Annotated in this window: 23 protein-coding genes; 16 read left to right on the forward strand and 7 right to left on the reverse strand. The window is 61.6% G+C overall.

Going from position 1 to position 21,890, the window contains the following annotated elements:
- Positions 1-11 precede the first annotated feature (11 nt).
- Entirely contained in the window at positions 12-917 is a 906-nt protein-coding gene (locus tag ACFWYE_RS01545) for a phosphotransferase family protein (protein WP_379109153.1), read from the reverse strand.
- Between the two features lie 392 nt (positions 918-1,309).
- Here ACFWYE_RS01545 and ACFWYE_RS01550 point away from each other — a divergent pair, with 392 nt between their 5' ends.
- From ACFWYE_RS01550 to ACFWYE_RS01575, 6 genes are all read left to right on the forward strand, one after another.
- Complete coding sequence (locus tag ACFWYE_RS01550) at positions 1,310-2,137, forward strand: aspartyl/asparaginyl beta-hydroxylase domain-containing protein (protein ID WP_379070138.1); 828 nt, start codon at positions 1,310-1,312, stop codon at positions 2,135-2,137.
- A gap of 31 nt (positions 2,138-2,168) precedes the next feature.
- On the forward strand, positions 2,169-2,549 hold the full coding sequence (crcB, locus tag ACFWYE_RS01555; RefSeq protein WP_379109155.1) for a fluoride efflux transporter CrcB: 381 nt from the start codon (positions 2,169-2,171) through the stop codon (positions 2,547-2,549).
- Between the two features lie 35 nt (positions 2,550-2,584).
- Positions 2,585-3,568, forward strand: a complete 984-nt coding sequence (locus ACFWYE_RS01560; protein ID WP_379070144.1) for an RluA family pseudouridine synthase — start codon at positions 2,585-2,587, stop codon at positions 3,566-3,568.
- A gap of 185 nt (positions 3,569-3,753) precedes the next feature.
- A complete protein-coding gene (locus tag ACFWYE_RS01565; RefSeq protein ID WP_379109157.1) occupies positions 3,754-4,668 on the forward strand; it encodes a DMT family transporter in 915 nt (304 codons plus the stop codon).
- A gap of 14 nt (positions 4,669-4,682) precedes the next feature.
- On the forward strand, positions 4,683-5,474 hold the full coding sequence (locus ACFWYE_RS01570; RefSeq protein ID WP_379070150.1) for an ATP12 family chaperone protein: 792 nt from the start codon (positions 4,683-4,685) through the stop codon (positions 5,472-5,474).
- A gap of 150 nt (positions 5,475-5,624) precedes the next feature.
- Complete coding sequence (locus ACFWYE_RS01575; RefSeq protein WP_379070153.1) at positions 5,625-7,511, forward strand: MFS transporter; 1,887 nt, start codon at positions 5,625-5,627, stop codon at positions 7,509-7,511.
- A 101-nt stretch (positions 7,512-7,612) separates the two neighbouring features.
- Here the strand turns inward: ACFWYE_RS01575 and ACFWYE_RS01580 are convergent, their stop codons facing one another.
- Positions 7,613-8,668, reverse strand: coding sequence for an LLM class flavin-dependent oxidoreductase (locus ACFWYE_RS01580; RefSeq protein WP_379109158.1), 1,056 nt, complete (start codon positions 8,666-8,668; stop codon positions 7,613-7,615).
- Between the two features lie 129 nt (positions 8,669-8,797).
- On the reverse strand, positions 8,798-9,739 hold the full coding sequence (locus tag ACFWYE_RS01585; protein ID WP_379070159.1) for a LysR substrate-binding domain-containing protein: 942 nt from the start codon (positions 9,737-9,739) through the stop codon (positions 8,798-8,800).
- Positions 9,740-9,815: 76 nt separating this feature from the next.
- Between ACFWYE_RS01585 and ACFWYE_RS01590 the strand changes: the two genes are divergently transcribed.
- Positions 9,816-9,974 carry a hypothetical protein gene (locus ACFWYE_RS01590; protein WP_379109159.1) on the forward strand — a complete coding sequence of 53 codons (159 nt, stop codon included), beginning with the start codon at positions 9,816-9,818 and terminating at the stop codon, positions 9,972-9,974.
- A 90-nt stretch (positions 9,975-10,064) separates the two neighbouring features.
- Here the strand turns inward: ACFWYE_RS01590 and soxR are convergent, their stop codons facing one another.
- A complete protein-coding gene (soxR, locus tag ACFWYE_RS01595) occupies positions 10,065-10,520 on the reverse strand; it encodes a redox-sensitive transcriptional activator SoxR (protein ID WP_379070165.1) in 456 nt (151 codons plus the stop codon).
- 112 nt (positions 10,521-10,632) lie between these two features.
- Between soxR and ACFWYE_RS01600 the strand changes: the two genes are divergently transcribed.
- The 7 genes from ACFWYE_RS01600 (at position 10,633) to ACFWYE_RS01630 (ending at position 17,344) form a co-directional block, all read left to right on the forward strand.
- On the forward strand, positions 10,633-11,052 hold the full coding sequence (locus ACFWYE_RS01600) for a hypothetical protein (protein ID WP_379109161.1): 420 nt from the start codon (positions 10,633-10,635) through the stop codon (positions 11,050-11,052).
- 9 nt (positions 11,053-11,061) lie between these two features.
- Positions 11,062-11,439 carry a hypothetical protein gene (locus ACFWYE_RS01605; protein WP_379109163.1) on the forward strand — a complete coding sequence of 126 codons (378 nt, stop codon included), beginning with the start codon at positions 11,062-11,064 and terminating at the stop codon, positions 11,437-11,439.
- Between the two features lie 122 nt (positions 11,440-11,561).
- Positions 11,562-11,966: a membrane protein insertion efficiency factor YidD gene (gene yidD, locus ACFWYE_RS01610; RefSeq protein ID WP_379109164.1), complete on the forward strand. Its 405-nt coding sequence runs from the start codon at positions 11,562-11,564 to the stop codon at positions 11,964-11,966.
- Positions 11,967-12,108: 142 nt separating this feature from the next.
- Positions 12,109-13,314: a serine hydrolase gene (locus ACFWYE_RS01615; RefSeq protein ID WP_379109166.1), complete on the forward strand. Its 1,206-nt coding sequence runs from the start codon at positions 12,109-12,111 to the stop codon at positions 13,312-13,314.
- A gap of 23 nt (positions 13,315-13,337) precedes the next feature.
- On the forward strand, positions 13,338-14,165 hold the full coding sequence (blaOXA, locus tag ACFWYE_RS01620; protein WP_379109168.1) for a class D beta-lactamase: 828 nt from the start codon (positions 13,338-13,340) through the stop codon (positions 14,163-14,165).
- A 161-nt stretch (positions 14,166-14,326) separates the two neighbouring features.
- Complete coding sequence (gene thrS, locus ACFWYE_RS01625) at positions 14,327-16,312, forward strand: threonine--tRNA ligase (RefSeq protein WP_379109170.1); 1,986 nt, start codon at positions 14,327-14,329, stop codon at positions 16,310-16,312.
- 93 nt (positions 16,313-16,405) lie between these two features.
- Positions 16,406-17,344 carry a lysophospholipid acyltransferase family protein gene (locus ACFWYE_RS01630; RefSeq protein WP_379070186.1) on the forward strand — a complete coding sequence of 313 codons (939 nt, stop codon included), beginning with the start codon at positions 16,406-16,408 and terminating at the stop codon, positions 17,342-17,344.
- Between the two features lie 106 nt (positions 17,345-17,450).
- On the opposite strand, the gene ACFWYE_RS01635 is transcribed toward ACFWYE_RS01630, so the two are convergent.
- Entirely contained in the window at positions 17,451-18,413 is a 963-nt protein-coding gene (locus ACFWYE_RS01635; RefSeq protein ID WP_379070189.1) for a hypothetical protein, read from the reverse strand.
- Positions 18,414-18,567: 154 nt separating this feature from the next.
- Here ACFWYE_RS01635 and ACFWYE_RS01640 point away from each other — a divergent pair, with 154 nt between their 5' ends.
- Positions 18,568-19,155 carry a nitroreductase gene (locus ACFWYE_RS01640; RefSeq protein ID WP_379070191.1) on the forward strand — a complete coding sequence of 196 codons (588 nt, stop codon included), beginning with the start codon at positions 18,568-18,570 and terminating at the stop codon, positions 19,153-19,155.
- Positions 19,156-19,162: 7 nt separating this feature from the next.
- On the opposite strand, the gene ACFWYE_RS01645 is transcribed toward ACFWYE_RS01640, so the two are convergent.
- Positions 19,163-20,044, reverse strand: coding sequence for an HpcH/HpaI aldolase/citrate lyase family protein (locus tag ACFWYE_RS01645; protein WP_379109172.1), 882 nt, complete (start codon positions 20,042-20,044; stop codon positions 19,163-19,165).
- Positions 20,044-20,496 carry a MaoC family dehydratase gene (locus ACFWYE_RS01650; RefSeq protein WP_379109173.1) on the reverse strand — a complete coding sequence of 151 codons (453 nt, stop codon included), beginning with the start codon at positions 20,494-20,496 and terminating at the stop codon, positions 20,044-20,046. Before ACFWYE_RS01650 ends, ACFWYE_RS01645 begins: the two co-directional genes overlap by 1 nt.
- A gap of 150 nt (positions 20,497-20,646) precedes the next feature.
- On the opposite strand from ACFWYE_RS01650, the gene ACFWYE_RS01655 reads away from it, so the two are divergent.
- Positions 20,647-21,768, forward strand: a complete 1,122-nt coding sequence (locus tag ACFWYE_RS01655) for a DUF2336 domain-containing protein (RefSeq protein WP_379109174.1) — start codon at positions 20,647-20,649, stop codon at positions 21,766-21,768.
- The last annotated feature ends 122 nt before the right edge of the window (positions 21,769-21,890 follow it).

Raw genomic sequence — 21,890 nt, forward strand, 5'->3', positions numbered from 1 at the left:
GTTAAGGCGGACTAGACGGGTGGGGTTGAGGCTATCTCGTCGCACCGAGCCATCGCCCAGCGCAGGTCTGCCATGTCTCCGGCCGAGGCGCACTCGGAGACCTGCTGCAGCCCGATACGCAGCTGATAGCAGCGCAGGGCCTGCACATTGCCCACCAGATCCAGGCGGTGATTTTCGAAGTACCGCGCCTGCGCTTCCATGCAGGCGAGCCATGGGCGCCAGAACAAGACATTGGCGACGTCGTAAAGCGGATCGCCCAACAGTGCCTCGCTCCAGTCGATCACGCCGGTGATGGCAAAGCCATCGGTCAGCACATTGTTCGAGCCGAAATCGCCATGTACCAGGCATCTGGTCTCCGGGCACGATGGAATGAGTTCGTGAAGCAGACATAGATGCGGCTCGATCCAGTTCCGGTCGACTGCCGGTTCGTGATCTGCCCAGTCATGGTGTTGGGGATCGGTGATGGCCGCGAGGAAGTCGTGCCAACTTTCGTGTCCGCCGCTTCCGTTGGCATCGAAACGACCGAAGCCTGCCGTGGCGTCCACAGGCGCCTTCGCGATGGCGTCCATGACTTCGTCGACGCGGGCAACGATCGCCGGCAGTTCCACTGGCGAAAGGTCCTGCAGGGTCTTGCCCGCGGCGCGCCTTGAAACACAATAGGCATGCCCGTCGATCTCGCCGATCGACAGAATTTGCGGGATCGGCAGGCTGGCGGAAGCGAAGTGCCGATAACAAAATGCATCCTTGTGAAAGCTCTCGGCCAGCCGGTTGATACGCAGGATAAAGTCTTCATTCGCCAGCCGGATGCCGAAGACCTGCGATTCCTCGCCCTCCGACACGGAGGTCCAGGCCGAGATTGGACCAAGGTCGTGCTGCAGGGCCGACTTCATGGCTTGGTAGGACAGGTTTGGCTTCATGTTCCTTCGAGCGGCTCCGCAACTCGACTCCGGACCTACCAATGCGACGCAATCCTCCGGAGGAAAAGGCGAAAGTAATGGATAGCAGGATCCGTCAAGCCGGCGCTGACAGGCGGGGACCCCAACGCACCTTGCATCATCGTCGCCTGGCGGTGCGCAGATTTCATGTTGGCCGCATAGATCCTAAGTCGCGCGAATATGCCGTCCGGCAACGATGCGGTGAAAAAGGTGAGTGCTATCCTCCAATTTTGTGAGATGCTTGCTGGTACGGGTTTTGTGCCGTCTTGTGCACGACGGCAATTGCGCCTATGCAGCCGTCACTGGGGTGAATGCGTCGCGGCCGAGGGCGCGGCGAAACTCTTATCAAGGGTGGCGCCAGGCGCCAGGCTCACATGACCAAAGATCAACGCAAGGCAATCCGCAAGGCCGCCATCGCCGTCGTGCTTCTGGGGCTCGGTTTCTATTTCATCCCGATCATCACGCTGATCTGGCTTGTTTGCGGGCTCATCGATGTGCTGCGCAACAAAAAGAAGGACCAGCGGCTGTTCAGCCTCTATTTCACAGGCAACGGCATGTTCACATGGCTGTTGTCGCCCTTCAATCTGCTGATCGATCTGATCAGCTACAAGAACTGGGGTGTGTGGAAGCTGGAACAGTTTCCGGCTGACTACCAGCGTGAAGTCAACGAGGTGCTCAACGTCTTCAAGGAGCGCCGCAACGAGATCATCGCCGACATCGACGCCAATTTCGGTACCGGCCGGCGCGGCATGTACGTCTACCAGTGGTATGGCAAGCACAAGATCGACAACGTGCCGGAGTTCAACAAGGACTTCAAATATGTGAAGACGATTGCGGTGTCGGTGTTTTCGGGTCGCGAATCGACATCCTGGCATTTCGGTCCGCTGCGCCTTTCGCTGCGGGTGCTGTACAATCTGATCCCGGTGAACGCGGAAATCTTCGTCGAATGCCAGGACGCCAGGAACTACTGGCACGACAGCCCGATGTACATTTTCGACGACACGCTGCTGCATCGCTCGGTCAACGAGTATGATGGTCGCCGCTACTGCGTGTTCATGGACGTCATCCGTCCTTCCCCGGTTCCTGGTGTCATCGCCGGACTGTTGACCGTCGTTTCGATGAGCGTCGAGCGCATCAACTCCATGTTCTACAAGAACTGGAAGATGATCTCGTCGAGCAAGGGCAAGAAGGCTCAGGCCTAGGCCTGACGTCGCGACTGCGGGATCGAGGTCGATGTATCAGCTTCTCCTCGTCGCGGTTGGTGGTGCGATAGGCGCTGCCATCCGCCATCTCTTCAATCTCGGCGCGCTGAAGGTTGTCGGTCCCAATTTTCCGTGGGGCACGATGGCGATCAACATCATCGGCTCGTTTATCATGGGCGCCTTCATCGAGACGCTGTCGCGCCGCTACGGTGGCGCTTCGACGGAGCTGCGCCTGTTCGTCGCCACCGGTATCCTCGGCGGCTTCACCACCTTTTCTGCATTCTCGCTGGATTTCGCCACCTTGTGGGAGCGTGGCGACGTCGTCCCGGCCGCCGGCTATGCGCTGGCAAGCGTCGTCGGCGCGATTCTGGCGCTGTTCCTCGGGCTGTGGCTCGTAAGAACGCTCGCATAGTGCTATTGGCCCGCTTCGAACAATAAAGGCGGACCATGGCAGGCGTCGAACAGATCACGGTGGAAGCCGGCGAAACAGGCATGCGGCTCGATCGCTGGTTCAAGAGCCACTATCCCGGATTGAGCTTTGTACAGCTGCAGAAGCTGCTGCGTTCCGGTCAGGTGCGTGTCAACGGCGCGCGCGCCAAGACCGACACGCGCGTCGAACCAGGGCAGGTGATCCGTATCCCGCCACTCGACGTCGACAAGAAGGGTGGCGCCGATCAGCTCACTGGCCATTCGATCCGCAACCAGGGCGATGCCGACGTGCTCGCCAAGATGCTGCTGCACGAAGACGACAAGGTCTTCGTCTTCAACAAGCCGGCGGGCCTTGCCGTGCAGGGCGGCTCGGGCGTGACGCGCAATGTCGATGACATGCTCGAGGCATGGCGCAACAAGAAGGGCGAGAAGCCGCGCCTGGTGCATCGACTGGATCGCGACACGTCGGGCGTGCTGGTCATCGCGCGCACGCGGCTTGCTGCCATGAAACTGTCGGAAGCGTTTCGTGCCCGCGAAACCAAGAAGACCTATTGGGCCCTGGTCAAGGGCGTTCCGCCGAAGCGCGAGGACAAGATATCGACCTGGCTGGTCAAGGAACCGACCCCGGACGGCGATCGCGTGCGCGTTGCCAAGCATGGCGAGAAGGGGGCCGATCACTCGGTTTCCTACTACCGCATCGTCGAGCAGGCGGCGCAGTCGCTGTCATGGCTGGAGATGGAACCTTACACCGGCCGCACACATCAGCTGCGTGTGCATGCGGCCTATATCGGTTGCCCGATCATCGGCGATCCGAAATATTTCGAGGCCGACACCAATTGGGATTTCCCGGGCGGCATGCAGAACCGGCTGCACCTTCATGCTCGTCGGATCATCATCCCACATCCGGACAAGGGCGTGATCGACGTCACCGCGCCGATGCCGCCGCATATGCGCCAGAGCTGGAATCTGCTCGGCTTCGATGAGGCAAGTGCCGAGGACTGATTTCGTTCCACAGTGACCATCGCAAGAGCATTTCCATTTTTCGGAAACGCTGTTTGTTTTTGCGCAATTCCGGACGGAAACCCGCTGCAGACTTTTCCTGGAGTTGCGCTAGGGGTGCCTTGGATCATGTCGCGGCTGCCGACCTCCTATAGGGAGGTTAGGCGGCAGAACCTGCGGAGGGCGTCATGACTACAAGCCAGAGCTTTGACCGGCGTGACGCCATCGATGCCGCGGCGGTGGGCTTCATGCTGGTGCTGACCTTTTCATGGGGCCTGAACGGTGTCGCCGCAAAGCTGACCAATGCCGGCTACAATCCGATCTTCCTCAACGTTGCGCGCTCGGCCATCGCCTGCGCCCTGGTGTTCCTGTGGTGCCAGTTCCGCGGCATCCGCCTGTTCGAGCGGGACGGCACGCTTTTCGGCGGTATCCTGGCGGGCCTGCTGTTCGGAATCGAGTTCAGTCTCGTGTTCGTGGCGCTGGAGTACACGACCGTGGCGCGCAATTCGCTGCTGGTGAACACAATGCCGTTCTGGGTGCTCGTCGGCGCGCATTTCTGGCTTGGCGAGCGCATGACGTTGCGGAAGTTGCTGGGGCTGGTCCTGGCCTTCTGTGGGGTGATCGTGATCTTTTCCGACCGGCTTGGTGGCAACGGGCAGTCGACGTTGTTCGGGGATCTGCTCAGCCTCGCTGCCGGACTGTTCTGGGCGCTGACGACGCTGACCATCAAGCGTTCCAGGTTGCAGACCGCGAGCGCAGAAAAGGTGCTGCTCTATCAACTCGTCGTTTCAGCGATCATGGCGATCCCGCTGGTGCCGCTGGCTGGGCCGGCGCTCCGCGACGTGACGCCGCTGGCGACCGGCGCACTGCTGTTCCAGGCTGTCTATATCGTCACGATCACCTATATCGTCTGGTTCTGGCTGATGCGGCGTTATCCGGCGGCAGGATTGTCGAGTTTCGCCTTCCTGTCACCCGCATTCAGTGTCATATGCGGCTGGTTGATCCTGGGCGAGCCGCTGACCTGGAAGATCTTCCTGGCGTTGGGGCTGATCGCCGTCGGCTTGAGCGTCGTCAATCGGCCGAGACGGCCAAAAACGGCATAGTGGGTATAACGGCAATGCGCGATATTTTGAGCGATCTCGAGGCGGGGAAGCAGCTTTCCGATCCGGATCCGACGCGACGCGCCCAGATCCAGATGCGTACACCATTGCCGAAGCGTTTCTACAAGGCTGCCTCCGTCGTGCCTTCGGACAATGGGTTTGTCGTGCAGCTGGATGGCAAGCCTGTCCGCACGCCGGGCAAGGCGTTGCTTGCGCTGCCGACCGAAAAGGCCGCTGCACTGGTGGCAGCCGAGTTCGAAGCGCAGGAAGAGGTGATCGATCCGGTGACGATGCCGGTGCTGCGTCTCGTCAACACGGCAATCGACGGTGTCGCGGCCGACACACAGGCAGTTCTGGAGGATATCCTGCGTTTCGCCGCCTCCGACCTGTTGTGCTATCGTGCCGATGGTCCACAGGGACTGGTCGACCGCCAGAACACGCATTGGGATCCGGTGCTCGACTGGGTGCAGACGTCGCTTGGCGCGCGTTTTGAACTTGCCGAAGGTGTTATCCATGTCGAGCAGCCCCGGGAGAGCATCGCGGTGCTCGGTGCGCATCTTGCCCGCCGCAATGATCCATTCCGGCTGGCATCCCTCCATGTCATGACCTCGATCATGGGATCGGCGCTGCTCGCAATGGCCGTGGAGCAGGGCGAGCTTGCGGCGGAAACTGCCTGGCTTGCAGCCCATGTCGACGAAGACTGGCAGGTCGAACATTGGGGCCAGGATTCGGAAGCGGTGGCGCGTCGCGCCTTCCGCAAGCGCGACATGATGGCCGCGGTGGCGCTGCTTGAAGCGCTCGATGGATAGCCATCGGTCATATTAGACCAAAGTCATAATCCCAATTGCTCGGTCCTCATGACCGGCGCTTTCTGCCAGATTCTGCGTGATGGCTGGTCCGAGTCCGTATCCGGAGGAGGGTATGGGCAGCCGGCATCGGGGCATTTGGGAGGAACACTCATGGCAATGGCACAGACCGCCGGCAGAACTGGCCGCGGCATGACGCGGGAAGAGAAGAAAGTCATCTTCGCTTCCTCGCTGGGCACCGTTTTCGAATGGTACGATTTCTACCTCTATGGCGCGCTGGCTGCTTTCATCGGCGCGACCTTCTTTGCTTCCTATCCGGAAGCGACACGCAACATTTTCGCGTTGCTGGCCTTCGCCGCCGGCTTCCTGGTGCGCCCGTTCGGTGCATTGGTGTTTGGCCGCATCGGCGATCTCGTCGGCCGCAAATACACTTTCCTCGTCACCATCCTGATCATGGGCCTGTCGACCTTCCTGGTCGGCCTGCTGCCCGGATCGGCGTCATGGGGCATCGCGGCACCCGCCATCCTGATCATCCTGCGCATGCTGCAAGGGCTGGCGCTGGGTGGTGAGTATGGTGGCGCGGCGACCTATGTTGCCGAACATGCCCCCGATGATCGTCGCGGTTACTACACGTCCTGGATCCAGACCACGGCGACGCTCGGCCTGTTCCTGTCGCTGATCGTGATCCTGATTATCCAGGGCTCGATGAGCAAGGAGACCTTCGCCGCATGGGGCTGGCGGATTCCGTTCCTCCTCTCGGTCGTGCTGCTGGGTGTCTCCGTCTGGATCCGACTGACGCTGAGTGAATCGCCGACCTTCCAGCGCATGAAGGAAGAAGGCAAGGGTTCCAAGGCACCGTTGACCGAGGCCTTCGGCCAGTGGAAGAATGCCAAGATCGCGCTTCTCGCCTTGTTCGGCCTTACCGCCGGCCAGGCCGTGGTTTGGTATTCCGGCCAGTTCTACGCACTGTTCTTCCTGCAGAACGTGCTGAAGGTCGATGCCTACTCGGTCAACATCATGATCGCGATCGCACTGGCGCTCGGCACCATCTTCTTCGTGGTTTTCGGTTGGCTCTCCGACAAGGTCGGGCGCAAGCCAATCATCATGGCTGGCCTGGCGCTCGCCATCGTCACCTATTTCCCGTTGTTCAAGGCGCTGACCTGGGCAGCCAATCCGGCGCTGGCTACCGCCCAGCAGACCACCCGGGCGACGGTAACCGCGGCGCCCGGAGACTGTAAGTTCCAGTTCAATCCGGTCGGCACGGCGAAGTTCACGACATCGTGCGATATCGCGACTTCATTCCTGACCAAGAACTCGGTTCCGTATGATGTCGTGACCACGGCGGCACCGGGCACAGCCGCATCCGTGAAGATCGGCAACGAGACGATCGAATCCTATGACGCCGTCGCCGCCGGTGACCAGGCCAAGTCCAAGGATGCGGTCTTTGCCAAGGCGGTGAACATCGCGCTACACGACGGCGGCTATCCACTGGTTCGCGCCGCCGCCAAGGTTGCCGATCAGAAGCTCGATGCCTTCGTGACGGCCAACCCGGAACTGAAGCTCGATGCCGCGGCCATCCGCGGCGGCGAAAAGACCACCGTTCCGGTCGCCCAGGCGGTCAAGGACAAGATCGTGACGCAGGAAGAGGCGGGCAGCGCCACGGATGTTACCGTCTACAGCATCCCTGCCGCAGGTGCGTTCTCCATGGTGGCTGATCCGGCGCAGGTGAGCTGGCCGATGGTGATCGGCATCCTGTTCATCCTCGTGCTCTATGTGACGATGGTGTACGGGCCGATCGCGGCAATCCTGGTCGAGATGTTCCCGACCCGCATCCGGTACACCGGCATGTCGCTGCCATATCACATCGGCAACGGCTGGTTCGGTGGCCTGCTGCCGGCAACGGTGTTCGCGCTGAGCGCCGCCAAGGGTGATATCTACTACGGTCTCTGGTATCCGATCGTCTTCGCAGCGATGTCGCTGATCATCGGCACGCTGTTCGTGAAGGATACACTGGGCACTGATCTGAACGCCAAAGACTGAGCAGCGCGTCCAACGCGTCTTATTGAATGAAAAGGCCCGGCGTGGGAAACCACGCCGGGCCTTTGGCTTGTTCCGCAAGTCTACTGCCCTTCGGCAGGTGGTCAGGCTTCGGAAAGCTCCAGCTTTTCCGCCAGAATATCGCGCGCCATCGGGATCACCTTGGTGCCGTAGAGCTCGATCGACCGCATCATCTTCTCATGCGGCAATGGGCCGGACGAATACTTCATCTGGAAGCGCGCTGCGCCCAGTGCCTTCACCGTTGCCGCGACCTTGCGCGCCACCGTCTCCGGCGAACCCACATAAAGCGACCCGCGCTCGACTTCCGAGGTGAAATCGGCACGCGTTGCCGGCGGCCAGCCGCGCTCGCCGCCAATGCGGTCGCGCATCAGCTTGTAATGTGGCCACAACTCTTCCCGGGCCTGCTCGTCGGTATCGGCGACATAGCCGGGCGAATGAACGCCGACCGGGAGATTCGTTCCGCCGAGCTGATCGAGCGCCTGGTGATAGAGATCGACATAGGGACGGAAGCGCTTGGGGTCGCCGCCGATGATGGCAAGCATCAAGGGCAGGTTGTAGCGCGCTGCACGCACCACCGATTCCGGGCTGCCGCCGACACCGATCCAGGTCTTCAAGGTGCCGTTCTCGATCGGTGGGTAAACCGACTGCTCCTCGAGCGGTGGCCGGATCGAACCCTGCCAGGTGATCGGTTCGCCTTTGCGGACTGCTGCGAACAGGTCGAGCTTTTCGGTGAACAGCGTCTCGTAGTCATTGAGCCGGAAACCGAACAACGGAAAGGATTCGGTGAAGGAGCCGCGGCCAAGGATCACTTCCGCACGCCCGTTCGACAGCGCGTCGACGGTGGAGAAGCGCTGGAAGACACGGATCGGATCGTCCGAACTCAGAACCGTGACGGCCGAGCCCAGCTTGATGCGATTGGTGCGCGTGGCAATGCCGGCGAGCACGGTTTCGGGAGCCGAGACGGCAAAATCGTCACGGTGATGTTCGCCAACACCGATGAAGTCGATGCCGATCTCATCGGCCAGAACGGCTTCCTCGACGAGATTGCGGATCACCTGAGCCTGCGGAAGCAACTTGCCGTCACTGCCTAGTGTGACATCGCCAAACGTATCCAGTCCGAATTCAACTTTGTCGGTCATGTCATCCCCATTTTGGGCTGCCGGCGTGATCCTTGAGGATAGTTTGCCGGGCCTCGACTGGCCACCAGAGCTGGTGGCGGATTGTCCAATTCGGTGAATGAGATAGGCGAGGCGGGCTGGGTTGCCCATTCACTCAGCGAGAACGCACCGTTCACTTTCGGTTGACGACAGCGCGGCAACGCTTGCGGCAAACTCCGCGCGAACCCATTCGGCGAAGATACGGGCGGGCTCGCTGAGTTTCGAGAGGTTGCGCGCGACCAGGAAGTAGCTGCCTGAATTGAGCCCGGTGGCGAAGGGCCGGACCAGCGTGCCGGCGGCGAGCTCGTCCTGCATGTAGAGGAGATCGACCAAAGCCACGCCGTGGCCGAGCAGGGCAGCCTGTTTGGACAGCGCCATGTCGGCATACATCGGGCCCGGCGCCCGCACCTCGGCTTCCTCCTCGCCGGCCAGCCGAAACCAGTTCTTCCAGTGCTCGCGGCTTTCTTCGTGCAGCAGGGTGAAACGGCGGAGGTCGCCTGGCTTTTCGATTGCAGGGCCACCGGCGAGCAGGGACGGCGCCAGGACAGGCGTTTCGAGCGCGTAGGCAAGGCGCTCCGCTTCGGTGTTCGGCCAGCTGGTGTTGCGGAAGGAAAATCGCAAGGCAAGCTCGGCCTGGTCGGCGCGAAACTCGATCAGCCGCGGATCGACATCGAGCACGACATCGATGTCCGGGTTCATACGCCGGAAACGGTCGAGGCGCGGGATCAGCCAGCAGGCGGCGATGGACGCATCGGAACTCACCCGCGCGGTACGTGTCTGGCCGCGGTTGGCGATATCCGTCAGCATTCTCTCGATGCCGTCGAAACTGGCGGTCAGCTGGTTGAGCAGCGCCTTTCCGGGCTCGGTCAACACGACCCTGCGGTGCAGGCGCTCGAACAACGGGGTGCAGAGCGTGGTTTCCAGCTCGCGGATCTGGCGGCTGACGGCGGCCTGCGAAACGTGCAGCTCCTCGGCAGCCCGGCTGAAACTGGCATTGCGGCCAGCCGCCTCGAAAGAGCGGAGGGCAGTCAGCGGCAAGCGGCTGCGCTTCATTCGCATAATCTCAGGTTATCCGAGTACGAAAATATACTCGTTTGAAGACAAGCGCCAGAAGGCGTTGAATCGCGTCATGAAACAGATACGCGAAACCGGAGTGAATGTGATGTCCGAGATCATCCAGGCGCTTCTCGACGCGCTGACGATTGCAACCTTCCAGACGTTGAAGAAGCCGCCGCAGCGGCAGGATAGCTATCTGCGCCCGCAATCCGATCGGCGCAGGAGAATTTAGCGACGACAAGTCCGCGCGGTTCGAGATGGGACGTTGAGCATTTCCGCAATTCCAGACGTAAAGCCGCTGAGCACTTTTGCTGGAATTGCTTTAGTCGTCGTTCGACGACTGGTCGCCAAGCCAGTAGTGCGGGCCGGGGCCGAGGGCTCCGGCCTTGTCGTGCGGGTTGACCAGCCGGCAAAACTCCAGCGACAGGCAGCCGCAACTGATGCATTGCGCAAGGCCGGTCTTCAGGCGTTCCAGCTCGGCAATGCGCTCGTCGATACGATTCGACCAGGGGCCGGAAAGCAACGACCAGTCGGCGCCCTTCGGCACGTGGTCTGTCGGCAGCTTGTCGAGTTCGGCACCGATTTCAGCAAGCGACATGCCGAGGCGCTGGGCAAAGACGATGAAGGCGAGCCGTCGCAGGGTGGCTCGGGTGAAGCGGCGATGCCCCGAGCCTCTGCGCTCGGACTGGATCAATCCGCGCTCCTCGTAATACCGCAGCGCCGAGGCCGCCACGCCGCTGCGGCGTGAAAGCTGATTGATGGTGAGCGTGGTTTCCATTCGTGTTTTTCGCACATATTGCCCTTGACTTCAAGTTTACTTGAACTTGTAGGCAGCTGATCGAGCCGGGTGAAGACCCCGGTTTGATGGTGCTGCCGAGAAGGAAAGAGCAATGAATACCGGGGATATGAAAACGCCCGACATCCAGAAGTTCGTGGCCGGGAAGGTGCGGGACTGGATGGAATGGTCCGGTACAAAGCTGGCCGATGTACTCAACGAGGATGAAGCGCCAACCTCGAAATTCGGGGCAATCGGTTTTCTCAGGGCACCAAGGGGAGCGACCAGCGATTTCGAATTTGCCTATGATGAGGTGCTGATTGTCATCCGCGGCCGCTGCACGGTTGCGAGCCGCGACGAATGGCAGACGGCAGGACCGGGCGAGGTGCTCTATCTGCCGGCCGGCACGCCGGGAACATTCAACGCCCTCGAAGACCTGGAACTGGTCTATGTCGCATCCTCGCCCTTTGGCGAGGTCAATCGCGTGACCAAGGCGTCATTGCTCGCGACGACGCCGGCCGAAGCCGTTCAGTAGGTGCCGGCGATGTCGCAGCGCATTGTGCAACTGTCCAGTTTCGACATTCGTCCCGGCAAGCTTGAGCAGTTCAAGCAGGCCATCCGCAATGCGGTGGCGTTTGCCGAGGCACACGGTCCGCAGCTTGTCGTCGAAACCTTCATCGACGAGGAGTCGATGCGGGCAAACAGCCTGCAGGTCTTGCCAAGCTCCGAAGCCATGCTTGCCCACTGGAAGATGGCGGATCCCTATATTCGCGACGTGATGGAAAGCTGCATCATGCGCAGGCTCGACGTCTATGGCGAGCCGAATGAAGAGGTGATGCTGGGTCTGCTCTCCCTGATTGAACAAGGTGTCCCGGTCACGGTCACGCCAGCCTTTGTCGGTTTCCGGCGTGGCCATCACTAGGGCGTTCCCACAATCCCGGACAGAAAACAGCTGCGCACTTCCCCCCTAAGCGTTGGAGCTGTTGCGAAATTCGCCAAGGCACGCCATCTACTGCCGATGACGGCGCGAGCGCGATATCTGCAATGACCGACGAAGCGGACGGACATGGGCACGACTGCGGTCACCGGCATGCCGGCGAAAGGCCTGCCATATCCCGTGGCCGCAACTGGGATGGCCCTTGGCGTAAGACCCCTGGCAGGCTGGCCGGCACGGCTCTTGTCCGGCTGTACCAGCTCACGCTTTCGGGCTTTGTCGGCAATACATGCCGGCATCTGCCGACCTGTTCGGAATATGCCTATGAGGCAATCGCCAGGCATGGCCTTTGGACCGGCGGCTGGATGGGACTGTTCCGTGTCATGCGCTGTGGTCCCGGCGGTACGCACGGCATCGACAACGTGCCGGCGGTGCTCGATAGGCGCTATGCCTGGTACGCGCCATGGCGTTACTGGTCGATCAGCCGCAAGGCTGTGGATTCGCCAAATCGTTAAAAAACCACCCACTTTTCGTTAATGAATTCCGTACAATAGTGGCGGCGGATTTCACGTGACGGGCCGCATTCCCGGCAGGTGGCCCGTCTGCATTTCAGTCATACATACTCCCTCGGGACGTCTCTAAATTCACGGAGCGGATATGCCGGTCATCGATATGTGGCTCGGTCGCAAGGTCTTTGCTGCCTCGCTGGCCATGGGCACGGTCTTGCTGAGCGCGGGAACGGCCATCGCCGACGTGTCCTGGCTGGTGCTCGACACGCAGACCGGGAGCGTCCTGGGCCACGAAAACGCCGGCAAGCGGCACGCGCCGGCCTCACTCGCCAAGCTGATGACGATCTACCTTGCTTTCGAGGCGATCGAACAAGGCAAGCTCGGCTGGGACGATAAGATCGCCGTTTCAAAAAATGCGGCAGCCAAGATTCCGATGAAGCTCTGGCTCAAGCCCGGCGAGAGCATCAGTGTACGCGATGCCGTCAACGGCATGATCGTGATTTCAGCCAATGACGCTGCCGCGGCGTTCGGTGAACATATGTCCGGTTCCGAAGCTGCCTTTGCGCGCCTGATGACCAAGCGCGGGCGGCAGCTCGGGCTGCGCAACACGATCTTTGCCAACCCCTCGGGATTGACCGACAAGACCAGCCAGCTGACGACCGCCCGCGACATGGCGGTGCTTGGCATGGCACTGGAAAGGGATTTCCCGAAACTGTTCAGGCTGTTCTCTCAACCGTCTTTCGTCTTTCATGGCAAACGGCTGAAAGGACACAACAATCTGATGTACCGTTATGCCGGCGTCGACGGCCTGAAGACCGGGTACACGGCTGTGTCAGGCTACAATCTGGTGTCGTCGCTCGAGCAGGGCAAGGGTCATCTGATCGGCGTCGTTCTCGGCGGCAAGACGGCCCGCAGCCGCGATGACCGGATGGAGGCCCTGCTGAAGCGCTTCAGCACCGGGCGAAGCGCGACATCCGCGCCCCTGGTGGCCTCGAACGCACCGGTGCCGACAGGCAGGCCGAAACAAGCCGTCGCGCCATCTGAGACGATGGACGCCGCGACGATCGAGCAGGGCGATGGCGACACGGAAGTCGCGCTCATTCCGTCGGCCTGGCAGATCCAGGTCGGTGCGCTGCCCGATCAGGCGGCAGCCAGGGCGTTGCTGGGCAACGCACAGAAATTCGTTCGTTCTATCCATGGGGAAGCAGCCGGCCAGATCATGCAGACACAGGCACACGGTACAACGCTCTATCGTGTGCGTTTCGATGGCTTCGAGGATGCAAAAGCGGCGAGCAAGACTTGCGCGGCGCTCAAGCGGCAGAAGTTCGACTGCATAACGGTCAAAACCAACTGAGCGCTGTTTCCCGGAGAATATTGATGTCTGTTTCCGTTCGCTCCACCCTTTGCGGTGCGGGCTTTGTCGCGATGTCGCTTGCCGCATGCTGGCCAGCGGCGGCGCAAACCTCCAAAACGAAGCCGGCGGCTGAATGCACCGTGGTTGTCGATGCCGCAACCGGGGCCGCGCTGCTTCGGCAAGGCAGTTGCGACAAACGCGTGAGCGCCCTCTCTACCTTCAAGGTGCCGCTGGCGCTGATTGGTTACGATTCCGGCATCCTGACCGACCCACACAACCCGCGCTGGGACTACAAGCCGGAATTCAACGCCATCAAGCGTCACCAACGCGCGGTCGATCCGACGATATGGCTGGCCGACTCCGTTGTCTGGTATTCGCAGGAACTGACCCGCAAGCTCGGCGCGGCGCGCTTCGGCGACTACGTCAGGAAGTTCAGCTACGGCAATCGCGATGTGTCGGGCAATCCCGGCAAGAACGATGGGCTCACCCAGGCCTGGCTGAACTCCTCGCTCAAGATCTCGCCTGATGAACAGATCACCTTTCTGCGCGGTGTCGCCAGCCGCACGCTGCCGGTCTCCGCAAAGGCCTACGAGATGACCGAAGCAGCCATGCCGGCTTTTGAAGCCGGCGGCTGGCACGTCAAGGGCAAGACTGGAACCGGTTGGCTGGCCGGCAAGGATGGTGCCCCCAACCGCAGCAGGCCTGTCGGCTGGTTCGTCGGCTGGGCCGAGAAGGATGGCAAACGCGTCGTCTTTGCCAAGCTCGTCATCAACAGCGGCAAGAGCAACAAGCTGATGGGTCATGTGGTGCGCGCCGCATTTCTTGAGGAATTGCCTGGGCTGATCAAGTAAGGCGACCGGCGGGTTGATCCAGCAAACGGCGTTGCTCTGTCTGGCGCGGCGCCGTTTCACTTTACGTCCGCCGCAACTGCCCCTAAAAGACCGCTCGCCGCCGGGCATCATCCGGCACAAAACCACCCGCGTTCGTATGCGGGACTGGATAGGAGCAGACCATGGCCAGTGTTTCCCTCACATTCCCTGACGGATCCGTACGCGACTACGATGCCGCGACGACCGGCACCGAACTCGCTGAATCCATCTCCAAGTCGCTGGCCAAGAAGGCGGTGGCCTATGCCGTCGACGGCACCTTGCGCGACCTGTCGGATCCGCTGAAGGCTTCCGGCAAGGTCGAGATCGTCACGCGCGACGATCCGCGCGCGCTGGAGCTGATCCGGCATGATACCGCTCACGTGCTGGCCGAAGCGGTGCAGGAGCTGTGGCCGGGAACGCAGGTCACCATCGGTCCGGTGATCGAGAATGGCTTCTATTACGACTTCGCGCGCAACGAGCCGTTCACGCCGGAGGATTTCCCCGTCATCGAAAAGAAGATGCGGGAGATCATCCAGCGCAACAAGCCCTTCACCAAGGAGGTCTGGGATCGTGATCGCGCGAAGAAAGTGTTCCGCGACAAGGGCGAAGGCTACAAGGTCGAGCTGATCGATGCCATTCCCGAAGATCAGGACCTGAAGATCTATTTCCAGGGCGACTGGTTCGATCTCTGTCGTGGCCCGCACATGGCCGCCACCGGCCAGATCGGCACAGCCTTCAAGCTGATGAAGGTTGCCGGAGCCTACTGGCGCGGCGATGCCAACAATCCGATGCTGACGCGCATCTACGGCACCGCCTGGGCCGACCAGGCGCAGCTCGACCAGTATCTGCATATGCTGGAAGAGGCCGAGAAGCGTGACCACCGTCGCCTCGGTCGCGAGATGGACCTGTTCCACTTCCAGGAAGAAGGTCCGGGCGTCGTATTCTGGCACGCCAAGGGCTGGAAGATGTTTCAGAATCTGGTCGCCTATATGCGGCGTCGCCTTGGCGACGACTACCAGGAGGTCAACGCTCCGCAGATCCTCGACAAGTCGCTGTGGGAAACCTCGGGCCACTGGGGCTGGTACCAGGAGAACATGTTCGCGGTGAAATCCGCGCATGCCTTTACTCATCCGGAAGATCCGGACGCCGACCAGCGCATCTTCGCGCTCAAGCCGATGAATTGTCCGGGCCATGTCCAGATCTTCAAGCATGGCCTGAAGTCCTATCGGGATCTGCCGATCCGGCTTGCTGAATTCGGCAGCGTGCACCGATATGAGGCCTCAGGCGCACTGCACGGGCTGATGCGCGTGCGCGGTTTCACGCAGGACGATGCGCATGTCTTCTGCACGGAAGAACAGTTGGAGTCCGAGATCCTCAAGATCAACGACCTGATGATGTCGGTCTACAAGGATTTCGGCTTCGAAGAGGTGGTTGTGAAGCTCGCCACGCGGCCCGAGAAGCGCGTCGGCACCGATGCGATGTGGGATCACGCCGAGGAGATCCTGAAGAACTCGCTGGCCCGCATGGCGCGTGAGGACAGCCGGATCAAGACCGGCATCAACGAGGGCGAGGGCACGTTCTATGGTCCGAAGTTCGAATACACGCTGAAGGACGCCATCGGTCGCGAATGGCAGTGCGGCACCACGCAGGTGGACTTCAATCTGCCCGAGCGTTTCGGCGCCTTCTACATCGACTCGGATTCGGAGAAGAAGCAGCCGGTTATGGTGCATCGCGCCATCGTTGGTTCGCTGGAGCGCTTCCTCGGTATTCTCATCGAAAGCCATGCCGGCCATTTCCCGCTGTGGTTCGCACCGCTGCAGGTGGTGGTGGCGACGATCACCTCGGAAGCCGACGACTATGCGCGCAGCGTCGTCGACAGGCTGAAGGCTGCCGGGTTGTCGGTGCAGGCGGACCTGCGCAACGAGAAGATCAACTACAAGGTCCGCGAACATTCGCTGACCAAGGTTCCAGTCATTCTCGTCTGCGGCAAGCGTGAGGCGGAAGAAGAGACGGTCAATGTGCGTCGCCTCGGCTCGCGCGACCAGGAATCGCTATCGCTGGCCGAAGCGATCGCGCGCCTGGTCGATGAAGCGACACCGCCGGATCTGAAGCGCAAGAAAACGCCCTGATCGCAGGTGTTCCGGTGAACGGCGGTGGTGTGGCCACCGCCGTTTTCATATCGGCGTCATGTTGACGTCATCCAACTCAATTAACGACGAAACATGCTGAAGCTGAGATCGCGCGAAAGACCGTTCCCGGAACTTTCTTACGCCAATGCCGGCCAGCCGGCGTTCACGCGCTGGTTCATTCGCTCCGTCGAAGGGTTGTCGGGACGGGACCGCTTCGCCGCCCTCTATGATCTGTGGCGCCGCAACATCGTGCCGACGGGCGACCGTGTGTTCGGGCGCATGCTCGACCTGATCGATGTGCGGGTCCGATGCGCCGACCAATGGCCGCCGGTCAATCTGCCGGAAACACCGCTGGTGATCGTCGCAAACCACCCCTTTGGCATTGGTGACGGAATTGCCGTGCTGTCGCTGGCTGAAAAGCTTGGCCGGCCGTTCAAGGTGATGATCCACAAGGATCTGTTGCGCATCCGAGAGATGGAGCCCTATTCGCTGCCGGTCGATTTTGCCGAGACCAAGGAGGCGGTGAAGGCCAATATGGCGATCCGACATGAGGCGATGCGGCTGCTGAAGGAAGGTGTCACCATTGTCGTCTTTCCGGCTGGCGGTGTCGCCACCGCGCCGAAAGGTTTCGGGCGCGCCCAGGATCTGCCGTGGAAGATGTTTCCGGCACGTCTGGTGCAGGAGGCCAGGGCCTCGGTCATTCCCATGCATTTCGCCGGCCAGAACGGGAGGCTGTTTCATCTGGTCAGCGGGCCGATGAACCTGGCCGAACGGGAAGGGCGCCTGGCACGCTTCGTCGGCAAGGCCTCGCTGACTCTCAGGATTTCGCTGCTGATCCGGGAATTCGCCAGGCTGGCGGGCCGCTCGATCGAGGTCAGGATAGGCAAGGTGCTGACGCCGGAAGAACTCGATCCGTTGCGCGACCGCAAGATTCTGCTGACGAGGCTCTATCGCGCCGTCTTTGACCTGGCGCCTGTAGAACCGGCTCGTCGCTCGAAATTCCTGCGGCGGCCCCGCCGCGCTGCTGCCTGATCCGCTAGAGCATTTTGTAGCCAAGTGGAATCACTTGGCGTTACAAAAATGCGACGAAAACAAAAACTTAGAGCGTTTCCGCGTTTCCGTGAAAAACGGAAACGCTCTAGTCCGCACCCTCGGCCGGGTCGATCGCGGTCGCCTCTGAGGCGACAACCTCGACCTCGCCGTTCTTGCCGGCTTCGACGGTCAGGTCCTTCTGGTAGATGCGGTCACGGTTCTTGGCGATAACGGTGTAGTTGCCCTCGGCAAGCACCATCGGCGCGAAGGCGCCGACAGCCTCCTTGATCGAATCGCCGGATTCGTTGAGCACCGACCAGGAGGTATCGGCCAGCGCTTCACCGCCGGCTTCGCGCACCAGCTTCAAGGTGACTTCGGCGGCGCGATGCTCGACCGTCGCTTCGGTCAGTTTGCCAGCTTCGACCCTGATGTCGGAACGAATGACGGCGTTCACCGAGCCGTAGGTCGAGACGACGTTGTAGACGCCGGCATTCAATCGCACGACGCTGTTGGGCTGGACGTTCGGTATGATGAGCGCCTTTTCATCATCCTTGCCGCCACGTGCTTCATAGATCGAAAAACGCAGCTTTTCGCGCGGGATGCGGATGCCGCCAGCCAATGTAGCGTCGAGTTTCAGCCCGCCGGCGTCGAGAACCATGCTCTCGCGCTTGGCATCGCGGCTGACGGTTATGCGTTTGGTGGCCCCGGCGCGGCCGTAGGAGGCATGCACGAGATAGCTGCCGGGCTGTAGCTGAAAAGCGGCCGTTCCGCCTTGCGCGGATGCGACCAGTGGCAACTTGCCGTCGGCGCCGGGCTCCGGACGGAAGACACGCCAGACCAGGCCGCGGGTGATTTCTTCACCCTTCTCGGTGAGTTGTGCGCTGAGCGTGATTTCGCCTTCGCCGCGGGCAAGTTGCGTGCCTGAATGCGGGGGTGCATAGGTCGAAATGCCGGGCAGTTTCAGCTTCTCGAGCGAATCGGGATCCTTGGCGCCGGCAGGCAACGCCAGAGCCACGCCGAGCGTGGCCCCGATGACGGTCAGCGAAAGACGGCGAAGCCCGACGAACATACCTTGCGTTGAAGCCCAAGCCGGTGGCAATTTCAAGGCTGAAGAGTCTGGCGGGAAGCCCTCATGGCTCTTTTCCGGCGCATCCCGCGCCGTCGCCAGAGCAGCCGATGTTCATCGCGCGCTTCAGCCCAAATGAATTCAGGAGAACCGCGCCATGACAAAACCCATCCTCGACTATCTTTTGACTCGAAATTCCGCGCCAATCCCCGAGTTGAAAGCGCCTGCGCCGTCGGACGCCGAAATCGCCACCATCATCGCGGCGGCTTCCCGCGTGCCGGACCACGGCAAGCTCGAGCCATGGCGCTTCATTCTTTATCGTGGTGAGGCTCGGGTCGAGGTGGGCAAGAAGCTGGCTGCGCTGGCGGAGAGCCGGGAGGGACCGCTCAGCGATGTCCGTCGCGACCAGGAACTGGCGCGCTTCTCGCGCGCGCCGCTGGTGATCGGCGTGGTGTCTGTGCCGAAAGCGCATCCGAAGATCCCGGATTGGGAGAAATTCCTGTCGGGTGGCATGGCAGCGATGAACCTGATGATCGCGGCCAATGCGCTGGGCTACGGCACCAACATGATCAGCAACTGGTATTCCGACGTGCCGGAAGGGCGTGCCATCCTGGGGTTTGCACCCGATGAGCGCGTCATTGGCTTCATTCATATCGGTTCATTTTCCGGTACCGCGCCGGAACGCCCAAGGCCGGATGTCTCGACGCTCTATGCCGACTATGCGGGGCCATGGAAGGCAGAGTAGCGGCAGACTAAACGCTGACGCCTGCTGCCTTTGCCCGCGCCAGCAGGCGCTCGGCCAGGCGCAGATGGGGACGGTCATACATCTTGCCTTCGATACCGACGACGCCGGGGTTGCCGGCTGCGGCGAAGGCCGCAACGATGGCGGCCGAGCGTTCGACAGCCTCCCTGGAAGGGGTGAAGGCCGCGTTGATGACAGGGACCTGCGCCGGATGGATGGCCATCTTGGCGGTGAAGCCGTCGCGCTCGGCCTCGACGCATTCGGCTTCGAAAGCGGCCATGTCGCTGAAGTTCGGGAAGACGGTGTCGACCGCTGCGACTTCGGCACTGGAGGCGGCAAGCAGCGTCATCGTTCGAGCAAAGCGAAAGACGTCGGTGTAGCGGCCATGCTCGTCGCGCGCCGTGCGGGCGCCGATCGCCGCCGACAGGTCTTCCGCGCCCCAGGTAAGGCCGGAGACGCGGCTGCTGGCGCCGGCGTAACTCGCAGCGGCCAGAACGCCCGCCGCGGTTTCGGTGATGATCGGCAGGATGCGGATCGCTCCATCGGCCAGGCCGGCGCGCGCTTCCTGGACACGCAGCTTGGCCGACAATTGCTGGATGTCCTGGCCGCTGTTCGATTTCGGCAACATGATGCCATCTGGCTTCGAGCTGATGACTGCCGCCAGATCCTCGTCGGTGAGGCCGGTCGTCAGGTCGTTGACGCGAACATAGATGGCAGCCCTTGTATTGGAGCGGTGCCCGGCGATGAAATCGGCTGCGACCGCACGGGCCGTCGCCTTGTTCTGCGCCGCTACGGAATCCTCAAGGTCGACGATGACAACGTCGGTCTCGGAAGCGAAACCCTTTTCCAGCTTGCGTTCGGAATCGCCGGGGACAAACAGCAGCGATCGCATCAGGCCGGCCTCTTCAGCATCATCGCCTGCCGGAGGCATTTGGCGACAAGCACGTTGTCCTGATTGTAGGCGCGGTGTTCGAGTTCGACGATGCCGCGATCGGGCTTCGATTTCGATTCGCGTACAGAGATCACTGTTGTCTCCACGCGGATCGTGTCGCCATGGAACACGGGGTGCGGGAAGGTCGTTTCCTTCATGCCGAGATTGGCGACCGTGGTGCCGACGGTGAGGTCGTTGACTGCGATGCCGATCATCAAGCCGAGTGTGAACAGCGAATTCACCAGCGGCCTGCCCCATTCGGTCCTGGAAGCGAAGTCGAAATCGATGTGCAGCGGCTGCGGATTGAGCGTCATGACCGAAAACAGCATGTTGTCGCTCTCGGTCACCGTTTTGCGCAGCGTGTGCTGGAAATTGCGGCCGACGGTGAACTCTTCCAGATAGAGACCAGGCATGGCGATCCTCCATTTTCCGCTTGATAAGCCGAGCGGCGAGGGGCTGCAAGCTGGTTAAGAATTATGGTGAACGCTTCGTAAACCATTTCTGCCTAACGTCTTTTTCGGGTTTGCCGGGTTGTGTGCCGGCTGGGGTAAGAAGCTTTGAACATGGTTGTTCCTCATTTCCTGAAATGGGTCGGTACGGCGAGGGTTTCGGAGCGCGCGGCAGCGGCCAGCGCACTGGCCAGAGCTTATGTCAACCGCGACCTTCCCTTCGAGGATCGGTGCGCTGCCGAGGCGGCCCTGACCCTGTTGCTCGACGATGCCTCCTCCAAGGTGCGCGCGGCCATGGCCGAGGCGCTCTCGATGAGCCATCATGCGCCGGTGCAGATCATTGCCGCACTGGCTTCGGACCAGCCGGAGGTCGCCAGCCTTGTCCTCGCCCGCTCACCGCTGCTGACCGACGCCGACCTGATCGACCGGGTCGCCAGCGGCCAGAAAGCGACGCAGGAACTGATCGCGGATCGTCCGGCTGTATCCATGACGGTCGCTGCGGCGATCGCCGAGATCGGCGAGGCAGAAGCCTGTGTGACGCTGCTTTGCAACCCCGGCGCCGCGATCGCGTCGATGAGTTATCGACGCATCGCCGAACGGCATGGTCATGTGCCGGCGGTCCGCGAAGCGCTGATTGCACATGATACGCTGCCCGCAGACTGCCGCCATATGCTGCTGGTCAAGCTCGGCGATGCGCTGAAGGGCTCGCCGCTGGTGCTGGCGCTGATGGGCTCGGCGCGCGCCGAGAGGGTGCTGCGCGACGCCTGCGTGAAGGCCTCCGTCACCTTGATCGAGAGCACGCAGGCAGGAGAGCACCCGGCTCTTGTCGAGCATCTGCGCCTGCGCGGCGATCTCACCGCCTCCTTCATCATTCGCACTGTGGCGCATGGCAAGGTCGATTTCTTCGGTGCGGTCCTGGTGGCGCTGACCGGTCAATCGGAGCAGCGGGTGAGAGCGCTGCTGGCGGGCGGCAACGATGTGGCGCTGCAGGCGTTGTTCACCTCGGCAGGGCTCTCGTCGGGCATGCACGGCGTCGTGCTCAGGGCGCTGAAGGTGTGGCGCGAGGTTGCCAACGGCAAGCGCCTCGCCGGTGTGCAGGAAGTGAGTTGGCTGATGCTCAAGGAGTTGGGCGGACAGCAGGCTGCCGGCGATCTGGCTACCCTCGTAAAATCCATCCATCTGGATGCGCTGCGCCAGAACGCGCGCGGTCATGCATTGGCCATTGCCGCCGCCTAGACCTTGGCTGGTGGGAATCAGCCAAGGGTGACGCAGGACTATGCATCGATGGACCTGTATTCTGGTCGCGACGCTCTCCATCCAGAGCGCTGGGGCGGCAAACTCAACGGAACAAGAGGCTG

It is taken from the genome of Mesorhizobium sp. NPDC059025 (assembly GCF_042739655.1).
Lineage (GTDB): Bacteria > Pseudomonadota > Alphaproteobacteria > Rhizobiales > Rhizobiaceae > Mesorhizobium.

Excerpts from the sequence above, each read along its gene's own strand:
- soxR (WP_379070165.1), bottom strand. The coding sequence starts at position 10,520 with ATGGAAACCACGCTCACCATCAATCAGCTTTCACGCCGCAGCGGCGTG.
- ACFWYE_RS01605 (WP_379109163.1), top strand. The coding sequence starts at position 11,062 with ATGTCGCAGCGCATTGTGCAACTGTCCAGTTTCGACATTCGTCCCGGC.
- ACFWYE_RS01560 (WP_379070144.1), top strand. The coding sequence starts at position 2,585 with ATGGCAGGCGTCGAACAGATCACGGTGGAAGCCGGCGAAACAGGCATG.
- ACFWYE_RS01565 (WP_379109157.1), top strand. The coding sequence starts at position 3,754 with ATGACTACAAGCCAGAGCTTTGACCGGCGTGACGCCATCGATGCCGCG.
- ACFWYE_RS01570 (WP_379070150.1), top strand. The coding sequence starts at position 4,683 with ATGCGCGATATTTTGAGCGATCTCGAGGCGGGGAAGCAGCTTTCCGAT.
- ACFWYE_RS01545 (WP_379109153.1), bottom strand. The coding sequence starts at position 917 with ATGAAGCCAAACCTGTCCTACCAAGCCATGAAGTCGGCCCTGCAGCAC.
- ACFWYE_RS01575 (WP_379070153.1), top strand. The coding sequence starts at position 5,625 with ATGGCAATGGCACAGACCGCCGGCAGAACTGGCCGCGGCATGACGCGG.
- ACFWYE_RS01640 (WP_379070191.1), top strand. The coding sequence starts at position 18,568 with ATGACAAAACCCATCCTCGACTATCTTTTGACTCGAAATTCCGCGCCA.
- ACFWYE_RS01580 (WP_379109158.1), bottom strand. The coding sequence starts at position 8,668 with ATGACCGACAAAGTTGAATTCGGACTGGATACGTTTGGCGATGTCACA.
- ACFWYE_RS01645 (WP_379109172.1), bottom strand. The coding sequence starts at position 20,044 with ATGCGATCGCTGCTGTTTGTCCCCGGCGATTCCGAACGCAAGCTGGAA.
- blaOXA (WP_379109168.1), top strand. The coding sequence starts at position 13,338 with ATGTCTGTTTCCGTTCGCTCCACCCTTTGCGGTGCGGGCTTTGTCGCG.
- ACFWYE_RS01585 (WP_379070159.1), bottom strand. The coding sequence starts at position 9,739 with ATGAAGCGCAGCCGCTTGCCGCTGACTGCCCTCCGCTCTTTCGAGGCG.
- crcB (WP_379109155.1), top strand. The coding sequence starts at position 2,169 with ATGTATCAGCTTCTCCTCGTCGCGGTTGGTGGTGCGATAGGCGCTGCC.
- ACFWYE_RS01635 (WP_379070189.1), bottom strand. The coding sequence starts at position 18,413 with ATGTTCGTCGGGCTTCGCCGTCTTTCGCTGACCGTCATCGGGGCCACG.
- ACFWYE_RS01550 (WP_379070138.1), top strand. The coding sequence starts at position 1,310 with ATGACCAAAGATCAACGCAAGGCAATCCGCAAGGCCGCCATCGCCGTC.
- ACFWYE_RS01615 (WP_379109166.1), top strand. The coding sequence starts at position 12,109 with ATGCCGGTCATCGATATGTGGCTCGGTCGCAAGGTCTTTGCTGCCTCG.
- thrS (WP_379109170.1), top strand. The coding sequence starts at position 14,327 with ATGGCCAGTGTTTCCCTCACATTCCCTGACGGATCCGTACGCGACTAC.
- ACFWYE_RS01590 (WP_379109159.1), top strand. The coding sequence starts at position 9,816 with ATGAAACAGATACGCGAAACCGGAGTGAATGTGATGTCCGAGATCATC.
- ACFWYE_RS01650 (WP_379109173.1), bottom strand. The coding sequence starts at position 20,496 with ATGCCTGGTCTCTATCTGGAAGAGTTCACCGTCGGCCGCAATTTCCAG.
- ACFWYE_RS01600 (WP_379109161.1), top strand. The coding sequence starts at position 10,633 with ATGAATACCGGGGATATGAAAACGCCCGACATCCAGAAGTTCGTGGCC.
- ACFWYE_RS01630 (WP_379070186.1), top strand. The coding sequence starts at position 16,406 with ATGCTGAAGCTGAGATCGCGCGAAAGACCGTTCCCGGAACTTTCTTAC.
- ACFWYE_RS01655 (WP_379109174.1), top strand. The coding sequence starts at position 20,647 with ATGGTTGTTCCTCATTTCCTGAAATGGGTCGGTACGGCGAGGGTTTCG.
- yidD (WP_379109164.1), top strand. The coding sequence starts at position 11,562 with ATGACCGACGAAGCGGACGGACATGGGCACGACTGCGGTCACCGGCAT.